General features: G+C 68.1%; 16 protein-coding genes. 5 read left to right on the top strand and 11 right to left on the bottom strand.

Translation table 11 applies throughout. The features are described 5' to 3' along the window. Positions 1 to 15: 15 nt before the first annotated feature. The 7 genes from amcA to ACQPYK_RS45900 form a co-directional block, all read right to left on the bottom strand. Positions 16 to 204: a multiple cyclophane-containing RiPP AmcA gene (amcA, locus tag ACQPYK_RS45930; protein ID WP_433246829.1), complete on the bottom strand. Its 189-nt coding sequence runs from the start codon at positions 202 to 204 to the stop codon at positions 16 to 18. After that, positions 201 to 1,337: a cyclophane-forming radical SAM peptide maturase AmcB gene (gene amcB / locus ACQPYK_RS45925; RefSeq protein ID WP_433246826.1), complete on the bottom strand. Its 1,137-nt coding sequence runs from the start codon at positions 1,335 to 1,337 to the stop codon at positions 201 to 203. The genes amcA and amcB overlap by 4 nt, the downstream gene beginning before the upstream one ends. Positions 1,338 to 1,492: 155 nt before the next feature. Continuing rightward, complete coding sequence (locus ACQPYK_RS45920) at positions 1,493 to 1,768, bottom strand: hypothetical protein (RefSeq protein ID WP_433246825.1); 276 nt, start codon at positions 1,766 to 1,768, stop codon at positions 1,493 to 1,495. Further along, positions 1,765 to 2,208: a hypothetical protein gene (locus tag ACQPYK_RS45915; protein WP_433246824.1), complete on the bottom strand. Its 444-nt coding sequence runs from the start codon at positions 2,206 to 2,208 to the stop codon at positions 1,765 to 1,767. Before ACQPYK_RS45915 ends, ACQPYK_RS45920 begins: the two co-directional genes overlap by 4 nt. Then, complete coding sequence (locus ACQPYK_RS45910) at positions 2,205 to 2,429, bottom strand: hypothetical protein (protein ID WP_433246822.1); 225 nt, start codon at positions 2,427 to 2,429, stop codon at positions 2,205 to 2,207. The genes ACQPYK_RS45915 and ACQPYK_RS45910 overlap by 4 nt, the downstream gene beginning before the upstream one ends. 792 nt (positions 2,430 to 3,221) lie before the next feature. After that, a complete protein-coding gene (locus tag ACQPYK_RS45905) occupies positions 3,222 to 3,485 on the bottom strand; it encodes a hypothetical protein (RefSeq protein WP_433246819.1) in 264 nt (87 codons plus the stop codon). Between the two features lie 99 nt (positions 3,486 to 3,584). Beyond that, entirely contained in the window at positions 3,585 to 4,781 is a 1,197-nt protein-coding gene (locus ACQPYK_RS45900; protein WP_433246816.1) for a helix-turn-helix domain-containing protein, read from the bottom strand. A 93-nt stretch (positions 4,782 to 4,874) separates the two neighbouring features. Between ACQPYK_RS45900 and ACQPYK_RS45895 the strand changes: the two genes are divergently transcribed. Continuing rightward, positions 4,875 to 5,606 carry an HAD family hydrolase gene (locus ACQPYK_RS45895; protein ID WP_433246813.1) on the top strand — a complete coding sequence of 244 codons (732 nt, stop codon included), beginning with the start codon at positions 4,875 to 4,877 and terminating at the stop codon, positions 5,604 to 5,606. Between the two features lie 127 nt (positions 5,607 to 5,733). Here the strand turns inward: ACQPYK_RS45895 and purL are convergent, their stop codons facing one another. From purL to purS, 4 genes are all read right to left on the bottom strand, one after another. Then, entirely contained in the window at positions 5,734 to 8,028 is a 2,295-nt protein-coding gene (gene purL, locus ACQPYK_RS45890) for a phosphoribosylformylglycinamidine synthase subunit PurL (RefSeq protein WP_433246810.1), read from the bottom strand. Then, positions 8,025 to 8,708, bottom strand: a complete 684-nt coding sequence (purQ, locus tag ACQPYK_RS45885; protein ID WP_433246807.1) for a phosphoribosylformylglycinamidine synthase subunit PurQ — start codon at positions 8,706 to 8,708, stop codon at positions 8,025 to 8,027. The genes purL and purQ overlap by 4 nt, the downstream gene beginning before the upstream one ends. A gap of 283 nt (positions 8,709 to 8,991) precedes the next feature. Next, on the bottom strand, positions 8,992 to 9,432 hold the full coding sequence (locus ACQPYK_RS45880) for an ATP-binding protein (RefSeq protein ID WP_433246804.1): 441 nt from the start codon (positions 9,430 to 9,432) through the stop codon (positions 8,992 to 8,994). A 170-nt stretch (positions 9,433 to 9,602) separates the two neighbouring features. Continuing rightward, positions 9,603 to 9,848 carry a phosphoribosylformylglycinamidine synthase subunit PurS gene (gene purS / locus ACQPYK_RS45875; protein WP_433246801.1) on the bottom strand — a complete coding sequence of 82 codons (246 nt, stop codon included), beginning with the start codon at positions 9,846 to 9,848 and terminating at the stop codon, positions 9,603 to 9,605. 288 nt (positions 9,849 to 10,136) lie between these two features. Between purS and pdhA the strand changes: the two genes are divergently transcribed. From pdhA to ACQPYK_RS45855, 4 genes are all read left to right on the top strand, one after another. Further along, positions 10,137 to 11,240: a pyruvate dehydrogenase (acetyl-transferring) E1 component subunit alpha gene (pdhA, locus tag ACQPYK_RS45870; RefSeq protein ID WP_433246798.1), complete on the top strand. Its 1,104-nt coding sequence runs from the start codon at positions 10,137 to 10,139 to the stop codon at positions 11,238 to 11,240. Then, positions 11,237 to 12,220: an alpha-ketoacid dehydrogenase subunit beta gene (locus tag ACQPYK_RS45865; protein WP_433246795.1), complete on the top strand. Its 984-nt coding sequence runs from the start codon at positions 11,237 to 11,239 to the stop codon at positions 12,218 to 12,220. Before pdhA ends, ACQPYK_RS45865 begins: the two co-directional genes overlap by 4 nt. Before the next feature lie 11 nt (positions 12,221 to 12,231). After that, on the top strand, positions 12,232 to 13,665 hold the full coding sequence (locus ACQPYK_RS45860; protein ID WP_433246792.1) for a dihydrolipoamide acetyltransferase family protein: 1,434 nt from the start codon (positions 12,232 to 12,234) through the stop codon (positions 13,663 to 13,665). Between the two features lie 710 nt (positions 13,666 to 14,375). Next, positions 14,376 to 16,157: an ABC transporter ATP-binding protein gene (locus ACQPYK_RS45855; RefSeq protein WP_433246789.1), complete on the top strand. Its 1,782-nt coding sequence runs from the start codon at positions 14,376 to 14,378 to the stop codon at positions 16,155 to 16,157. The last annotated feature ends 38 nt before the right edge of the window (positions 16,158 to 16,195 follow it).

The following is a 16,195-nucleotide window of genomic DNA, read 5'->3' as shown; positions in this document are numbered from 1 at the left end:
CACGACGGTCATCCGCTATTTCTTCTTGCCCCAGTTGTCCCAGCTCGGCTTGTTGTCGAATCCGCCCTTCTTGCCGTTGTCCCAGCTCGGCTTGTTGTCGAATTTGGGGGCCTGCAGCGGAGCGGGGATTTCGAGGGCACTGAAGCCGATCAGGTCGCCGACCACCTTCGCATCCGTGGTGGTCAGGTATTCCAGCATGGTCATGCCGCGCTCTCCTTTTGGGTCGAGGTGTACAGAGCGGTGATGAGGGCTTGACGGGTGAGTCGGCAGTAGTCGGTCTCAGTGGTGGCGAAGCTGCCGTTCTCGAAATAGCGATTGCAGGCCTGCGCGCCGCGGCAGAAGTCAAAGAACTCGCATTCCGCCTGGCACCGGGACAGGCCGGTCATGAACTCGGCGACGTAACGCAGCCGGTGCGCCTGATCCAACATGCTGGAGATGCTCTGATCGCGGACGTTCCCGGCAACGAAGTTGCCGTAGTCGTCGTCGCTGATGCCGGCCAGCTCGGGCGACGCCAGTACCACGTCTCCATCCACCGACACGGTCGGAATCGGATCGAGGCCGTACCTACACCACTGGTCGCGCTGCCCGCTGCGGGCGAGGTGCAGGTAGTCGGTGAGCCGTTCGAGCTCCCGCAGCGCGGGCCCTTCGCTGTGGGCCCTGCGCCAGTCCATGACTCGCTGCCAGAACCGCTCGGCCTGGTCCTGGGTGATCCCGCACCGTCGATAGTTGACGCCTTCCATCTCCTCCACGTTCAGGCCGATGGTGTGCGGCCCCAGGTTGGTGAGGAAGTCCAGGAGCGATTCGGGCTGCTCAATGCCCTCAGCCCCCACGACGGCGATCAAGCTGAAGCGGATGCCGTAATCGCGGAGGCGGCTGATGCCGCGCACGATCCGGTCGAAGGCAGGCCGGCCGCGTAGATCAACCCGCCGGGCGTTCAGAGCCGCTGGGCCGTCGATGCTGACGCCGACACGGACCTGGTAACGGGCGAGCAGGTCGCACCACTCGTCATCGATGAGAGTGGCGTTGGTCTGCGCACTGTGCTGGATCCGGCCCGCGTGGCGTAGTTCCTCGAACGGCGCGAGCAGCTCCTCGAATTTGCGTTTACCCAGGGTGAGGGGCTCCCCACCGTGCCACACGATGTCCAGTTGGCCGCTGGAGTCGGTCAGGTCCGCAGCCGACTCGGCAACGGCCTGGGCGACCTCGGGGGACATCTCACGGCGGAGGCGCCGGTGTGGCAGGTAGCAGTACACACAGTCGAGGTTGCACAGCGTGGTCGGCTGGAGGATCAGTGTCCCCGGTCGGCCGAACCACCGATCGAACTCTAATCGTCCTTCCATCTCAATCTCCGATCTGTGAACAGAAGCTGATCTATGGGGACTGGGCAGTGGGTGTGCGGTCGCGTCTGCCTCGGGCGGCCCTGGGGATGAGGGCCGCCCGAGGACGGGACGGCGCGGCAATGCGGGACGGGGGCGCTCCGTGCCGCCGCGCCAGCTCAGGGGGTGGTTCGTGGCCCGTACGTATGCGCCGGCTCGACCTGGTCGGCCAACGCGGAGCCGAGCGTCTCGGGCGAGGGACAAGCGACCGTGTACTTGACGCCGCCCCTCTGCTCCCGTTGGGACAAAGGCGCACGCCGGATGGCCGTCCACCGGCCGAGGACCGGATCATGGGTGATGTGCCAGCCGGGGTAGGTCTGCTCCAGCGCGGCGAGCTGGCATTGCTGCCGCGTGATGAGCACCCCTTCGAGGATGGGCGCCTCGGGATCGGTCATCGCGTGCTCTCGTATGGATGACGCGGGCGGGTCGGGTAACGACTCCGCCCGCCCGCGTCACGCACAATGCCGACGCCCCTTCGCGCCGTGCTGTGCGGTATCTGCGGCACGGCGGCGTGCGCCTGGGAAACGATGCCGCCGTGCCTGCTCTGGGGAGGTGTGGGGAGCGCGTGCCAGGCGAAGGACATCTCCGCCTCGCGCATTCGCTCCGCCAGGCCCTTGGGGGTGTCGTCTTCGACGATCAACGGCTTCGGCGTCGGCCAGGCCGCCACGGCGTAGAAACGGCGGTTGCCGAAGCTGTAGAGCACGCTCCAGCCGGGCCATGCCTGATCGAGTCGTCCCGCTTCGGCGCGGGCCGAGCCGTCCCATACGCGACGCCGCACGGCGGCGGGGGCCAGGTCCGCGCGGTGCCGTCCGGGCGCGCGGGGGCGCCCGATCACGCGACCACCCGCCCGGCGATCTCTTCCTGCCGGGCGACCTCGGCCTGTAATGCGTCGAGGGTGTCGGCGTCCAGGTCGGGTTTGGCTCCGGCCTTCACCGCGTCCCGGGGGAATGGCTCGCGGCGGAACGCCCAGAAGCGGCCCCGGTCGCTGATGATCACCCGCCAGCCCGGAATCGCGGGGATCGCGGACTCGAGCATCGTGGATCTAACATCCTCCATGGATCGGACCTCCATCCGATCAAGGACCCGTCCGGTCGTCGCGAGCGATGGGCGGGTCCGCCTTATGCGGTAGGGAAGAAGTGTCTGGAGTGCGCCGCCCGGCGCGGGCGGGCGGTGCGTCGGTGGTGCTGCTTTCGCCCGGCCGAGGCCGTAGACACTCGCGCGGGTGCCGCCGGGCGCGGGGCGTCGGCCGTCATCACGCCGAGTCGGCCCGGTGGCGGCGGGTCGCGATCCGGGCCGTGGGAAGGGCCGAGGCGTCCGCTTGGACAGCGGACTTATGGGGGTCGCGGCTGGAACGCTCGTGAGCGACTCGGGGTGGCGCTGCACGGGTACCAGCGGGATCACGTTGCCGGGTGCTACGTCGATGGGCGGATCGAAGCCGGGCAGGTGGTGCGAGCCGGTACGGTGCCGCGCCTCCAGACGGGCCTCCATCAGCGCGCTGGAGGGCTGTACGTACTCGTGATCGGCGCTCTGGCTGGCGCAGCCGTGTGCGTAAGGGGCGTGCCCGCAGGCAGCGCATCCCATCGGCATCGGTGCGGCGTTGGCGAAACAGCCGCAGCCGCCGCGGGACGCCGCGGGCCGGTCGAGGACCAGATTAGGCTTGGTCATGGGTCAGGACTCGCTTCCTGATCAAGGACCTGTCCCGACGGTCGCAACGTCGGGCAGGTCCGTTTATTTATGGGGTTAATGTGTGGTGAAGTCGCAAGCCTGCTCCAAAGCCGCATGTAGCATTTCCGGCTTGATGATGCGTCGCGGTGTCGCGAGCCAATACCGTCCAGGTGGCGTCTTCCGCTAGATCGGTGGCATGAGAAAGCGGTGAGTCACTACGAGAATTCGCGTGTCCGGCCTTTCCCAGTCGTCAGTCTCTCCGGCTGGAATCAGGAAGTACACAGTGCGCTCAGCCGGATCGACGATGACCGGAAAATCACCTTCGGGTAGCCGCGTTAGTGTCGCCAAACCGATGTATCGCGGTACGCGGATTGCATCCCATTCAAATTCTTTCGACCAAGGGAACAGGCTCGTGGTGCTATCCGGTGTGGCTCCGATTGCATTCATGATCAACGCCTCTGCCGTCGTGTGAATTCGCTGCGACGGTAGGCGTCTTCGGAGCCCGTTACCCGAACTGCTGGTTCGGGTAACCAGTGGTTCGGGCGCTTAGAGGAGCTCCAGGCGCTCTGTGAGCACGTCCACTTGTCTCCGGTATATGGGACGTGCGCGGCGGCGAAGACGAATGACCATGTCCTGGGCGAGGCGGCTTCGGGCGAGGTCCTCGGGTGCTATCTGGAGCAAGTCGAGGAGGTGAACTATGACGGCTGCGTCCTCACGCCGTAGGTCGTAGCAACGGGCCACATCGAGCAAGAAGGTGAAGCGGCGTTCCAGCGACGGGAGATGACTCGTGTCGATCTGGTCTGCGACTCGCAACGCTTCGGCAGCCTCGCCGGCCTCCATCTCGATGCTCACGCTGTGCAACTCGACATTGGTCGGCCCGAATACGGTCCACATGGAGTTTCCCTCACCGACCTGCCTCGCTCGGAGAGCGGCCTTGTCGCGGAGGCGCTGTCGGGCGCTTCTCCACCTCTTTCGGCGGGCGTCGGCCACAACCGCCACCAGCTCCAGCGCACCAGTCAGTGCCGCGGGTTCGCTGTCTTGAGGGGTGCCAAGCTGCTCGATGCCAAGGCATGCGATCTGCTCGGCGCCTTCGTGCTCTCCATCCGCGAGGAGAACGTGGCCGAGGTTCCATTGCGCTGCCGCAATACGGATCGGGTCGTCCGCGTCCTCGGCGGCACGCAGACCGCGGTCAGCCACCATGAGGGAGAGATCGACCCGATCGGCTCGGCGGCAGTAGGACCGGAGCAGGAAGTAAAGATCGGCCGCCGCCCGGAAGGTGTCTCGCCGGGAAGCGGAGTCAGTACTCGTCCGGTGGACGCGCACAGCGTGCTCGGCGTCGGCGATCAGGCTCGGCAACACGGTCGCCGCGTCGGTAAATCGCGTGGGGCTGGTCTGCCACATCCTCCACGCCGATTCCACTCGCTCCCGTAACTCGGTAGACGAGACGGATCGGGAACTCCGAGGAGGGCCGTATCCCATCAGGGCGCGAGTGACGTCTTGAGCGATGATGCTGCCCTTTCCAGCTGGCTCTTTGGGGGCCTCGTCGATTAGTGCCGATACGGGGACGCCAAGTTCGGCGGCGAGAGCGTGCAGAACGGGTAGTGATGGTATTTTCAAGCCGCGCTCGATCTGCGAAAGGTATTCCTCGGTTATGCCGCACAGGCCGGCGACTGCGGCTTGCTTGCGCTGCTTTTTCTCTCGCCAGTAACGGATGCGCTCCCCGATGGGGAGAGTCACTGTCATCCCGGCCCCCTTTCTGACCGATGTGCTGAGCGTAGACCGGATGAGGATCGGGATGGCTCAGTCCGGGGCAATGGTGTGACAATCTGAAACGGCATGAGCCAACTGGAGGTAGCGATGACGGCGCTTCGGGTCGTTTTGTGGGACATTGACCACACGCTCATAGACATGAGGGGTATCGGTCGCGAACTGTCCGCACAGGCGTTCGAGCGAGTGACCGGAGTGCCGATGCGCCAGCAAGCGAAGATCGACGGCATCACGGAGTCTGTGATCTTCCGGGAGACGGCCAAGCTCCACGGCCTGACCACCGGCCGGGAAGACTTTGAGCGCTTCGCCGACGCTCTCGCCGAGGCCCATATCCTGCGGCACACCGACCTGCGAAACCAGGGGCACGCCCTCCCCGGTGCATCAGCCGCCCTGGACGCCCTGGCCGACCTTCCAGGTGTCGCGCAGACGGTGGTGACCGGGAACGTTCGCGCCGTCGCGGAGATCAAGCTTCAAACGTTCGGGCTCGATCGCGGTATCACCTGGGAGATCGGGGCCTTCGGTGAAGACGATGACGTCCGCGCCGAGCTGGTGCGGATCGCGCTGAAGCGGGCTGCCGCTGCATTCGATGAAGCTGTGGAGCCTGCGGATGCGGTGCTCATCGGGGACACACCTGCTGATGTCGAAGCCGCTGTTCAGAACGGAGTGCCAGTCGTCGCGGTGGCAACGGGTCGCAGCACCACGGACGAGCTGCTGGAGGCAGGGGCGACCTGCGTTCTGCCTGATTTACGGGATACCGCTCTTTTCGTAGCGGTTGTGAAAAATCAAGGCCAGCGCCCATAGGGAAGCTCCTGGTGACCAGGGCGCCGAGGCGGAAGAATCGCTCGGCCATCCCGGACGAGGAAGGGGCTCCCGGACGCGAAAGGGGGTACGGCCCGCAGGCCGTACCCCCTTTTCACTGCTTTGCGGATCAGCCGAAGATGCTCGGCAGGGTGGCGGTGTGGATCTCCCGGAGCTCGACGATCGGGATGTCCAGGACGCCCTCGACGACCAGGGAGCCGCCGCCGGTGGTGCCCAGGCCGTAGCAGGGCACCTCATGGGTGGCGCAGAGCTCGGCGAAGGCGTCGAAGGACTCCGGCGCCACGGTCACCAGCGCGCGGGCCGACGACTCGCTGAACAGGTCGACGAACGCGTCGTCTCCCGTCAGGGAGACCGTGCAGCCGACTCCCTGGGTGAGGCAGGACTCGGCCAGGGCGATCGCCAGACCGCCGTCGGACAGGTCGTGCGAGCCGGTCAGCAGGCCCTGGGAAGCCGCCTCGGCCAGGACGAGCGCCAGCGCGCGCTCGGCCTCCAGGTTCGCCTGGGGCGGCAGGCCGCCCAGGTGGCCGTGGGCCACGTGCGCCCATTCGGAACCGCCGAGCTCATCCTCGGTCTCGCCGAGCAGGATGACCCGGTGGTCCGGGCCGGCGAAGCCGCTGCGCACCCGCTTGGCCACGTCGTCGATCACGCCCAGCACGCCCACGACCGGGGTCGGGTGGATCGGGGTGGATCCCGTCTGGTTGTAGAAGGAGACGTTTCCGCCGGTCACCGGCACGCCCAGGGTCCTGCAGGCGTCGGCCAGGCCGCGCGTGGCCTCGGCGAACTGCCACATGACCTCGGGGTCCTCGGGGGAGCCGAAGTTGAGGCAGTCGGTCACCGCGAGCGGCCGGGCACCGGTCACCGCCACGTTGCGGTAGGCCTCGGCCAGGGCGAGCTGCGCGCCGGCGTACGGGTCGAGCCGGGCGTAGCGGCCGTTGCCGTCCGTCGACAGCGCGATGCCCCGGGCCGTCTCCTCCGCCCCCGGCATGACCTCGCTGATCCGCAGCACACCGGCGTCGGCGGGCTGGGCCAGCACGGTGTTGCCCCGGACGTAGCGGTCGTACTGGGAGGTCACCCACTCCTTGGACGCAAGGTTGGGCGAGCCGAGCAGCTCCAGCAGGGTCGCCCGCAGGTCTGCGGGGCGCTCCAGCCGTGCCGGGCCGTCGGCGTTGAGCGCGGCCTGACCGGCCGGCTCGTGGAACGGCCGCTCGTAGACCGGGCCGTCGTCGGCCGCGGTGCCCGGCGGGATGTCCACGATGGTCTCGCCGTACCAGGTCATCACCAGGCGGCCGGAGTCGGTGACCTCGCCGATCACGGTCGCGGGGATGTCCCACTTGGCGCAGATCGCCATGAAGGCCTCGATGTCGTCGGGCGTGACGACGGCCATCATGCGTTCCTGCGACTCGCTCATCAGGATTTCCTCGGGCCGCAGCGACGGATCGCGCAACGGGACCAGGTCGAGCCTGACGTCCATGCCGCCGGTGCCCTTGGCGGCGAGCTCGGTGGTCGCGCAGGAGACGCCGGCGGCGCCGAGGTCCTGGATGCCGACGACCACGTCGGCCTGGTACAGCTCCAGGCAGCACTCGATCAGCAGCTTCTCCATGAACGGGTCGCCCACCTGGACGCTGGGGCGCTTGGCGTGCGACTCGTCCTCGAAGGTGGCCGAGGCCAGCACGGACGCGCCACCGATGCCGTCGGGGCCGGTCAGCGCGCCGAAGAGCACGACCTTGTTGCCCGGACCGGGGGCGGTGGCCAGCTTGATCTGGTCCTTGCGGAGCAGGCCCACGCAGAGCGCGTTGACCAGGGGGTTGCCGATGTAGCAGGGGTCGAAGACGACCTCGCCGCCGATGTTGGGCAGGCCCAGGCAGTTGCCGTAGTGGCTGATGCCCTCGACCACTCCGGGCAGCACCCGCCGGGTGTCGTGGGCGTCGGCGGCGCCGAACCGCAGCGCGTCCATGACCGCGATCGGCCGGGCGCCCATCGACATGATGTCGCGGACGATGCCGCCGACGCCCGTCGCCGCGCCCTGGTGCGGCTCGACGTAGGACGGGTGGTTGTGCGACTCGATCTTGAAAGTGACGGCCCAGCCGTCGCCGATGTCCACGACGCCGGCGTTCTCGCCCATGCCGACGAGCAGCGCCTCGGACTCGGGGGCCTTGGTGCCGAACTGGCGCAGGTGCACCTTGGAGGACTTGTAGGAGCAGTGCTCGCTCCACATGACGCTGTAGATGGCCAGCTCGGAGCTGGTGGGCCGACGGCCGAGGATCTCACGGACCCGGTCGTACTCGTCGGTCTTCATCCCCAGCTCGGCGTACGGCTGGCGCTCGTCGGGGGTGTCCTCGGCCCGCTTGACGGTGTCCAGGCCCGCGTGGCCGTCGGCGCCGTGCTTGTCGGCTCGCTCGCTCACAGGTTCACCAGCTTCTTCAGGATGGAGGAGAAGAACCCGCGGCCGTCGGTGCTCGGGGCGCCGGTGAGGTCCTCGACCGCGTGCTCGGGGTGCGGCATGAGGCCCACGATGTTTCCGGCCTCGTTGCGGATGCCCGCGATGTCGTTGATCGAGCCGTTGGGGTTGCCTCCGACGTAGCGGAAGACGACCTGGCCGTTCGCCTCCAGCGCGCCCAGGGTCGCCTCGTCGGCGACGTAGCGGCCTTCGCCGTGCTTGACCGGCAGCACGATCTCCTGCCCCTCGGTGAAGTCCGAGGTCCAGGGGGTGTCGTTGGTCTCCACCCGGATGCCCTGGTCACGGCAGATGTAGTGCAGCCCGGCGTTGCGCATCAGCGCACCGGGCAGCAGGTGGGCCTCGCAGAGGATCTGGAATCCGTTGCAGGTGCCCAGCACGGGGAGCCCGGCCCTGGCGGCGGGGATCAGCTCCCCCATCAGCGGCGCGAACCTGGAGATGGCCCCGCACCGCAGGTAGTCCCCGTAGGAGAACCCGCCCGGCAGGAAGACCGCGTCCACCCCCTTGAGATCGGCGTCCGCGTGCCACAGCGGGACGGCTTCGCCCCCTGCGTGGCGCACGGCGCGGGCCGCGTCCTGATCGTCAAGAGTTCCGGGAAAAGTGACGACGCCCACGCGGGCAGCACTCATGACAGCGTTCCCCTCCACAAACGAGCACCGCGCCGACGTCTCACACATCGGACGACGGTCTGCGGCGGTGCGCCCAGGCTATCCGCTCCCGGAGGAGAGGTCACACGCGGAGTCGTCCGATCGCACAGCTCACCCGGCGGGAAGCGGCCTGCGGCTTGGAGGATCGCACAACGCCGACCCCGGTCCTGCCGGTCCGGTGAGATTTCCGTACGGCGGTGCGGACGTGCCGAGCACCTGAGGCGGCGGACACGGGACGGGCACCGGGGCGGGCGTGGCGGTGGGCCTAGACGGCGGCCAGCATGGAGCGGCGCAGGAAGGCGGCGTCCGCGTCCCAGTCGAGGTGTTTGCGCAGGTGAACGGTGGTTCCCCGGCCGGGGGTGATGTCGAAGGAGATCTCGTCCACCACGGCCTGCATGATGAGGATGCCCCGGCCGTTCTCGATGTCGGCCGAGGGATGCTGCTCGGGCACCCGGGTCAGGCCGTGGCCCCTGTCGATGATGCGGACGTCGCAGCGGCCGTAGCCGACCGCGGCCTCGACCTCGTAGCGGTTGGCCGGGCCACCATGGCGCACCGCGTTCGCGCACGCCTCGGTGACCGCGAGCAGGATGTCGGACACGCAGTCCTCGGTGACGCCGAGCGAGCGCAGCGAGTCGCCCAGGGCTCTGCGGACCATGGGAATGCCGATGGCCTCTCTGGGCAGAGCCAACGAGAACTCGATATCCACCGGATTCCTCCCGGGCCAGACGTCACCTTGTCAAGGTTTCCCCCCAGAATCCGGGCTAACCGCAAAATAACCTTAATGTTATTTAGTGTTGGTCAACCTGTGGGATTAGGGAACATCCTGAGCGTGATTTAGCCGGACGTAAGGGAATCCCCTGTGTGGTATGTGATGGCCTACGACTCGACCGTGACCTTGTAGTCCTCGATCACGGTGTTGGCCAGCAGGGTTTCGGCCATCTTGCGGACGTCCGCAAGCGCGGCCTCGTCGGCCGGGCCGTCGATGTCCACCTCGAACCGCTTGCCCTGCCGTACCGCCGAAACACCCGAGAAGCCGAGCCGCGGCAGTGCACGGGCGATCGCCTGCCCCTGCGCGTCGAGAATCTCGGGCTTCAGCATGACGTCAACGATGACGCGCGCCACGGTGTTCCTCCTGGTTGCAGCGGGGACGGTTCGCCGCCTCAAGGGTAACGGGCTTCTTCGGCAGTTCGTCGCCGGGTGTCGGCATCCCCCGTGCGAGGGTAAAGAGAGGTCCGGTGGGAACGGGGAGCGTATGGATGCCGTGACAGGACTTGCGCATAGGTATGTGACCTCTGCCACGATGTCCCCAAACGCAGACGAACCACCACCAAACGGGTCGGATGCGTCGCTAACCGGCCGCCCAAGGATGGCGAACCCACCGGGACGGCCCCGAGCACACAGGAGCGGCACGTGACAGCCGAGGCCCCTCGTGGTGCGCAAGCACCTCCGGAGCTCGTCCAGTTGCTGACCCCCGAAGGGGAACGGGTCGAGCATCCCGACTACGACATCGATCTGACGCCGGAAGAGATCCGCGGGCTCTATCGGGACCTGGTCCTGGTTCGTCGCGTCGACCTGGAGGCCGTGGCCCTGCAACGCCAGGGCGAGCTGGGCATCTGGGCCTCCCTGCTCGGGCAGGAGGCCGCGCAGATCGGCTCGGGCCGGGCGCTCACCGAGACGGACATGGCCTTCCCGACCTACCGCGAGCACGGCGTGGCCTGGTGCCGTGGGGTGGACCCGGTGAACCTGCTCGGACTGTTCCGCGGCGTCAACCACGGCGGCTGGGACCCGGCCGAACACAACTTCCACCTGTACACGATCGTGATCGGCAGCCAGACCCTGCACGCGGTCGGCTACGCCATGGGCGTGCAGCGCGACGGCGCCGTCGGGGAGAACGGGACCGCCACGATCGTCTACTTCGGCGACGGCGCCACCTCCCAGGGAGACGTGAACGAGTCGTTCATCTGGGCGTCGGTGTTCAACGCGCCCGTGGTCTTCTTCTGCCAGAACAACCAGTGGGCCATCTCCGAGCCGCTGGAGAAGCAGTCCCGCATCCCGCTGTACCGCAGGGCGAGCGGGTTCGGCTTCCCGGGTGTCCGGGTCGACGGCAACGACGTCTTCGCCTGCCTCGCGGTCACCCGCAAGGCGCTGGCGGACGCCAGGTCCGGGCAGGGACCGGTGCTGATCGAGGCCTTCACCTACCGGATGGGCGCGCACACCACCTCCGACGACCCGACCCGTTACCGGGTGGCCGGGGAGCTGGAGGCGTGGAAGCTCAAGGACCCGATCGAGCGGGTCCGCGCCTACATGTTCAAAAACCAGCTCGCCGACCAGGAGTTCTTCGACTCGGTCGACGCCGAGGCCGACGATCTGGGCCGGGACGTGCGCAAACGCTGTCTCGCGCTGCCCGATCCCGACCCGCTGGCCATCTTCGACCACGTCTACGCGGAGCCGCACCGGCTGATGGAAGAGGAGCGCGCCCAGTTCGCCGCCTACCTGGAGGGGTTCGAGGGATGACGACTCTCACGCTGGCGAAGGCGCTCAACGAGGGCATGCGCAAGGCCATGGAGGACGACCCCAAGGTCCTCGTCATGGGTGAGGACGTGGGCAAGCTCGGCGGCGTGTTCCGCGTCACCGACGGCCTGCAGAAGGACTTCGGCGAGCAGCGGGTCATCGACACCCCGCTGGCCGAGTCGGGCATCATCGGCACGGCGATCGGCCTCGCCCTCCGGGGGTACCGGCCGGTCTGCGAGATCCAGTTCGACGGGTTCGTCTTCCCCGCCGCCGACCAGATCATCACCCAGCTCGCCAAGATGCCGCTGCGGTCGCTGGGCAAGTTGAAGCTGCCGGTCGTGGTGCGGATCCCGTGCGGCGGAGGCATCGGCGCCGTGGAGCACCACAGCGAGTCGCCCGAGGCCTACTTCACCCACACCGCCGGCCTGCGGGTCGTGGCCTGCTCCAATCCCGTCGACGGCTACGCGATGATCCAGCAGGCGATCCGGTGCGACGACCCCGTCGTCTTCTTCGAGCCCAAACGGCGCTACTGGGAGAAGGCCGAGGTGGACACCTCCTCCGCCGCCGACGACTGGAGGCCTTTCGACCAGGCCCAGGTGGTACGTCCCGGCACCGACCTCACCCTGCTGGCCTACGGGCCGATGGTGAAGACCTGCCTGGAGGCCGCGACCGCGGCCGAGGAGGACGGCCGGTCCCTGGAAGTGATCGACCTGCGCTCGCTCAACCCGCTGGACATCGAGCGGATCACGGAGTCGGTCCGCAAGACCGGGCGCTGCGTGGTGGTGCACGAGGCTCCCGTCTACAACGGGTTCGGCGCCGAGGTGGCCGCCAGGGTCACCGAGAGGTGCTTCTACCACCTGGAGGCCCCGGTGCTGCGCGCCGGCGGGCCGTCCACGCCCTACCCGCCCTCCAGGCTGGAGGATCACTATCTGCCCGACCTCGATCGGGTCCTCGACGCCGTCGACCGCGCGTTCGCGTTCTGAGAGGGGGGACGATGAAGGAGTTCAAGCTTCCCGACGTGGGTGAAGGCCTGACCGAGGCCGAGATCGTCCGCTGGCACGTGAAGGTGGGCGATCCGGTCAAGGTCAACCAGATCATCGTGGAGATCGAGACCGCGAAGGCCGTCGTCGAACTGCCCTGCCCGTTCGAGGGCGTGGTGGCGGCCCTGATGGCCGACGAGGGCCAGACCGTGGACGTGGGCAGTCCGATCATCTCCGTCGACGACGGGACCGATCCGGGCTCCTCCACCGCTGCTTCCGCTGCTTCCGCCGTCTCCGCTTCCGCCACCTCCGCCGAGCGCGGGCAGGCCCTGTCCGAGGACATGGTGCCCGCGCTTCCCAAGGAGGAGCGCCAGCCCGTGCTGGTGGGCTACGGCGTCAAGATGGGCACCGCCAAGCGCCGTCCCCGTAAATCGCCGACCGGTCCGGCTTCCGCCTCGCCGGCCGATACGGCTTCCGCCTCGCGGGTCGGCCCGGAAGGCACGCCGGCCGATACGGCTTCCATCTCTTCCGCCTCGCCGGCCGGCCCGGAAGGCACGCCGGCCGCCGTCGCGACCTCGGAGCGGGTGGCGACGCTGGCCAAACCCCCCGTTCGGAAGCTGGCCAAGGACCTCGGGGTGGACCTGGCCGGGCTCACCGGGACGGGCCCGCACGGCTCGATCACCCGCGACGACGTCCAGTCGGCGGCCGAGGCGCCCACGACTGCGGCCGTGACGCAGGCCGTACGGGCCGGTGAGGAACGGATTCCGATCAAGGGGGTGCGGAAGGCGACCGCACAGGCGATGGTGGCCTCCGCGTTCACCGCGCCGCACGTCACCGAGTTCCTCCAGGTCGACGTGACCGGGACCATGGAGGCGGTCGGGCGGTTGCGGCAGCTGCCCGACTTCGCCGAGGTCAAGGTCTCGCCGTTGCTGCTGGTGGCGAAGGCGGTGCTGGTCGCCGCACGCCGGTACCCGATGATCAATTCGGCGTGGGACGAGGCCGCGCAGGAGATCGTGGTCAAGCACCACGTGAATCTGGGCATCGCCGCGGCCACTCCGCGCGGCCTGCTCGTGCCCAACGTCAAGGACGCTCACGCTCTTTCCCTGCCGGACCTCGCCAGGGCTCTCGGCGCCCTCGCCGAGACCGCCAGGGCCGGTCGCACCCAGCCCGCCGACATGGCCGCGGGCACGATCACGATCACGAACGTGGGCGTGTTCGGGGTGGACGCGGGCACTCCGATCCTCAACCCGGGTGAGTCGGCCATCCTCGCCTTCGGCCAGATCAGGGACATGCCGTGGGTGGTGGACGGGCAGATCGTGCCGCGTAAGGTGTGCACGCTGGCGCTCTCCTTCGACCACCGGGTCGTGGACGGGGAGCTCGGTTCGCTCTTCCTGCGCGACGTCGGCGCCATGCTGGAAGACCCCCTGCGCATGCTCGCCTGGAGCTGACCCGGCACGGTACGGAAAGACGGTACGAAAGCACGCGAGCCCGTTCCCGGAGGGGACGGGCTCGCGTGCTTTCGGGGCCGCTACGCCTCGCCGTGTTCCCCTCGCCGTTCCCCTCGCGTTCTCCGCGTCGCGGAGGCATCCTCCCGCATTACTTTTCATTTGCTGACCCGCCGGGCTCATGTTTTTTATGGAAAACTTATGGGCCTTCCGGGGCGTCTGGCGCGGCCTGTGGGCCGCATGTGACCGTTGCCGTCTCATGGATCGGCCAGACCTTTCCTTGGGTTATCGCGGGGTTGGCCTTTGGAAAAGATCTGCCAGTTCAGGTCGTCGATGGGCTGCCTTTGAAGAATTCTGGAGATTCCACCCGTGCGGCTTTATAGGCCTATTGGAACGGTCAGTTAAAACATCTTTAATGAACGCCGAGTTTAAGTATTTGTGACGATATGGATGCTAATGTCGGTATTGGTCAGTTCACGAAAGGTCAGGCAAAGGAGACAACCGATGAAACTCAACCAGGTCTTCCCCGCCAACCGCGGCCCACTGGCCTGGGGCGGATGTCGACGCCGTCGGTGCGGCTGTGGTGGTGGTTGGCGCGGCGGTTGGGGCGGCTGGGGCGGCGGCGGTTGGTGGTGGTAGCAGAACCCAGCGAGAGCCGGCGGGTCACCCGCCGGCTCTCTTTCGCGCCGCAGCCGCCGGAGGAGGCCGGACAGGTGACCGCTCCGCCACCGTCTGTCGCGCCGATGGTCTCCATCCGGGAGGCATTTCGACGGTTCTGGCCCGATACCCGTGGTGTCCGCAGGTTGTTCGTGGCCGGCGTCCTGCTGGCGATCATGGCGGCCCTGTGCGAGGTCGCCGCGATCTGGCTGTTCGGCCGCATCACGGACGAGGTCCTCAGCCGCCAGGACCTCGGGGCGTTCTGGGCTCCGGCGTTCGTCTGGGTCGGTCTGGCGGTCGTCGCGGGGCTGGCGTCCTTCTTCGGTTCCTACGCCACCGCCCTGGGCGGGGAGCGCTTCCTGCTGACGTTGCGGGACAGGGTGTTCTCGCACATGCAGACGCTCGCCCCCGACTTCTTCGACAACCGCCGTCTGGGTGACCTGATGGCCCGGCTCACCGACGACGTCGAGGCCATCGAGGAGCTGGTCGGCTCCGGCCTGGTACGGCTCTTCACGACGGCCGCCAGCGTGGTCTTCTTCGCGGGCGCCGCCTTCTACATCCGGTGGGATCTCGCGCTGGTGACGTTCGCGATGATCCCGGCGTTCCTGATCGTCTCCAAGGCCTTCGCGTCGAAGTTCCGCAACGCCGCCGCGCGCGAGCGGTTCAGCAACGGGGCCATGAACAGCGTCATCGAGGAGGGCCTGGCCAACCAGTCGCTGGTCCAGGCCTGCAACCGCCAGGACGCCGAGGCCGAACGCCTGCACGCCGAGGGGCACACCTGGCTGCGGGCCAACGTGGCGCAGGCACGGCTGTCCGCCCTGTACGGGCCGGTCGTCCAGGTCCTCGAAACCGTCTGCCTGCTCGTCGTCATCGGATTCGGCGCGTGGGAGATCGCGGCCGGGCGCCTGACCATCGGCGGCCTGCTCGCCTTCGCCGCCTATCTGGCCTATCTCTATCCGGCGGTCCAGAGCCTCGGCCAGCTCGCGCTCACCGTCTCCGAGGCGGCGGCCGGCTCCGACCGCGTCATCGAGATCCTGCGCACCCGGCCCACCGTCGAGGACCGCGACGGGGCGGTTCCTCCGGCGACGCGGAGCCGCGGCCGGATCGACGTCGTGGACGTCACCTTCACCTATCCGAACCGGACCGCCCCCACGCTTCGAGGCCTGTCGTTCGGCGCCGAGCCGGGCGAACTCGTCGTGTGCACCGGGCCCAGCGGCGCCGGGAAGTCCACACTCACCAAACTCCTGCTGCGCTTCCACGACCCGAGCGCCGGACGCATCCTCCTCGACGGGGTGGACATCCGCGACCTGCCGCGCCGGTGGCTGCGCGACAACGTCACCATCCTCCAGCAGGAGAACCTGCTCTTCTCCGCGACCGTGCGCGACAACATCGCCTACGGTCGTCCCGGCTCCGGCATGGACGACATCATCCGGGCGGCCGTCATGGCGGACGTGCACGACTTCATCACCACGCTTCCCCAGGGATACGACACCCCCCTCGGGCAGCGCGGCCGGCTCGTGTCCGGCGGGCAGCGCCAGCGCATCGCCATCGCCCGGGCGATCCTGCGCGACGCTCCCGTGCTCGTCCTCGACGAGCCGATGACCGGCCTCGACCCCTCCACCGCGGCGCGGATCATGGAACCCCTCCGGCGTCTCATGTCCGGCCGCACGACCATTCTCATCACCCACGATCTTCGCTTCATCCCCGACACCGCCCGCACGATCGTGCTCGAAGCCGGTCCGGGCTCCGATCCGGCGGACGCCGAATCCGCCGGTCACCGGGTCGCGTCCACGACCACGGTGAACGGTCGTCCGAGACCGCCCCGAGGTGAGATGTAGACGGAAAACACGACGAAGCCCGCTCCCTTTCGGGAGCG

The organism is Streptosporangium sp. CA-135522 (genome assembly GCF_050949235.1).
GTDB lineage: Bacteria > Actinomycetota > Actinomycetes > Streptosporangiales > Streptosporangiaceae > Streptosporangium.
The sequence above is the reverse complement of the archived record's forward strand: the minus strand, read 5'-3'. Positions and strand labels throughout refer to the sequence as shown.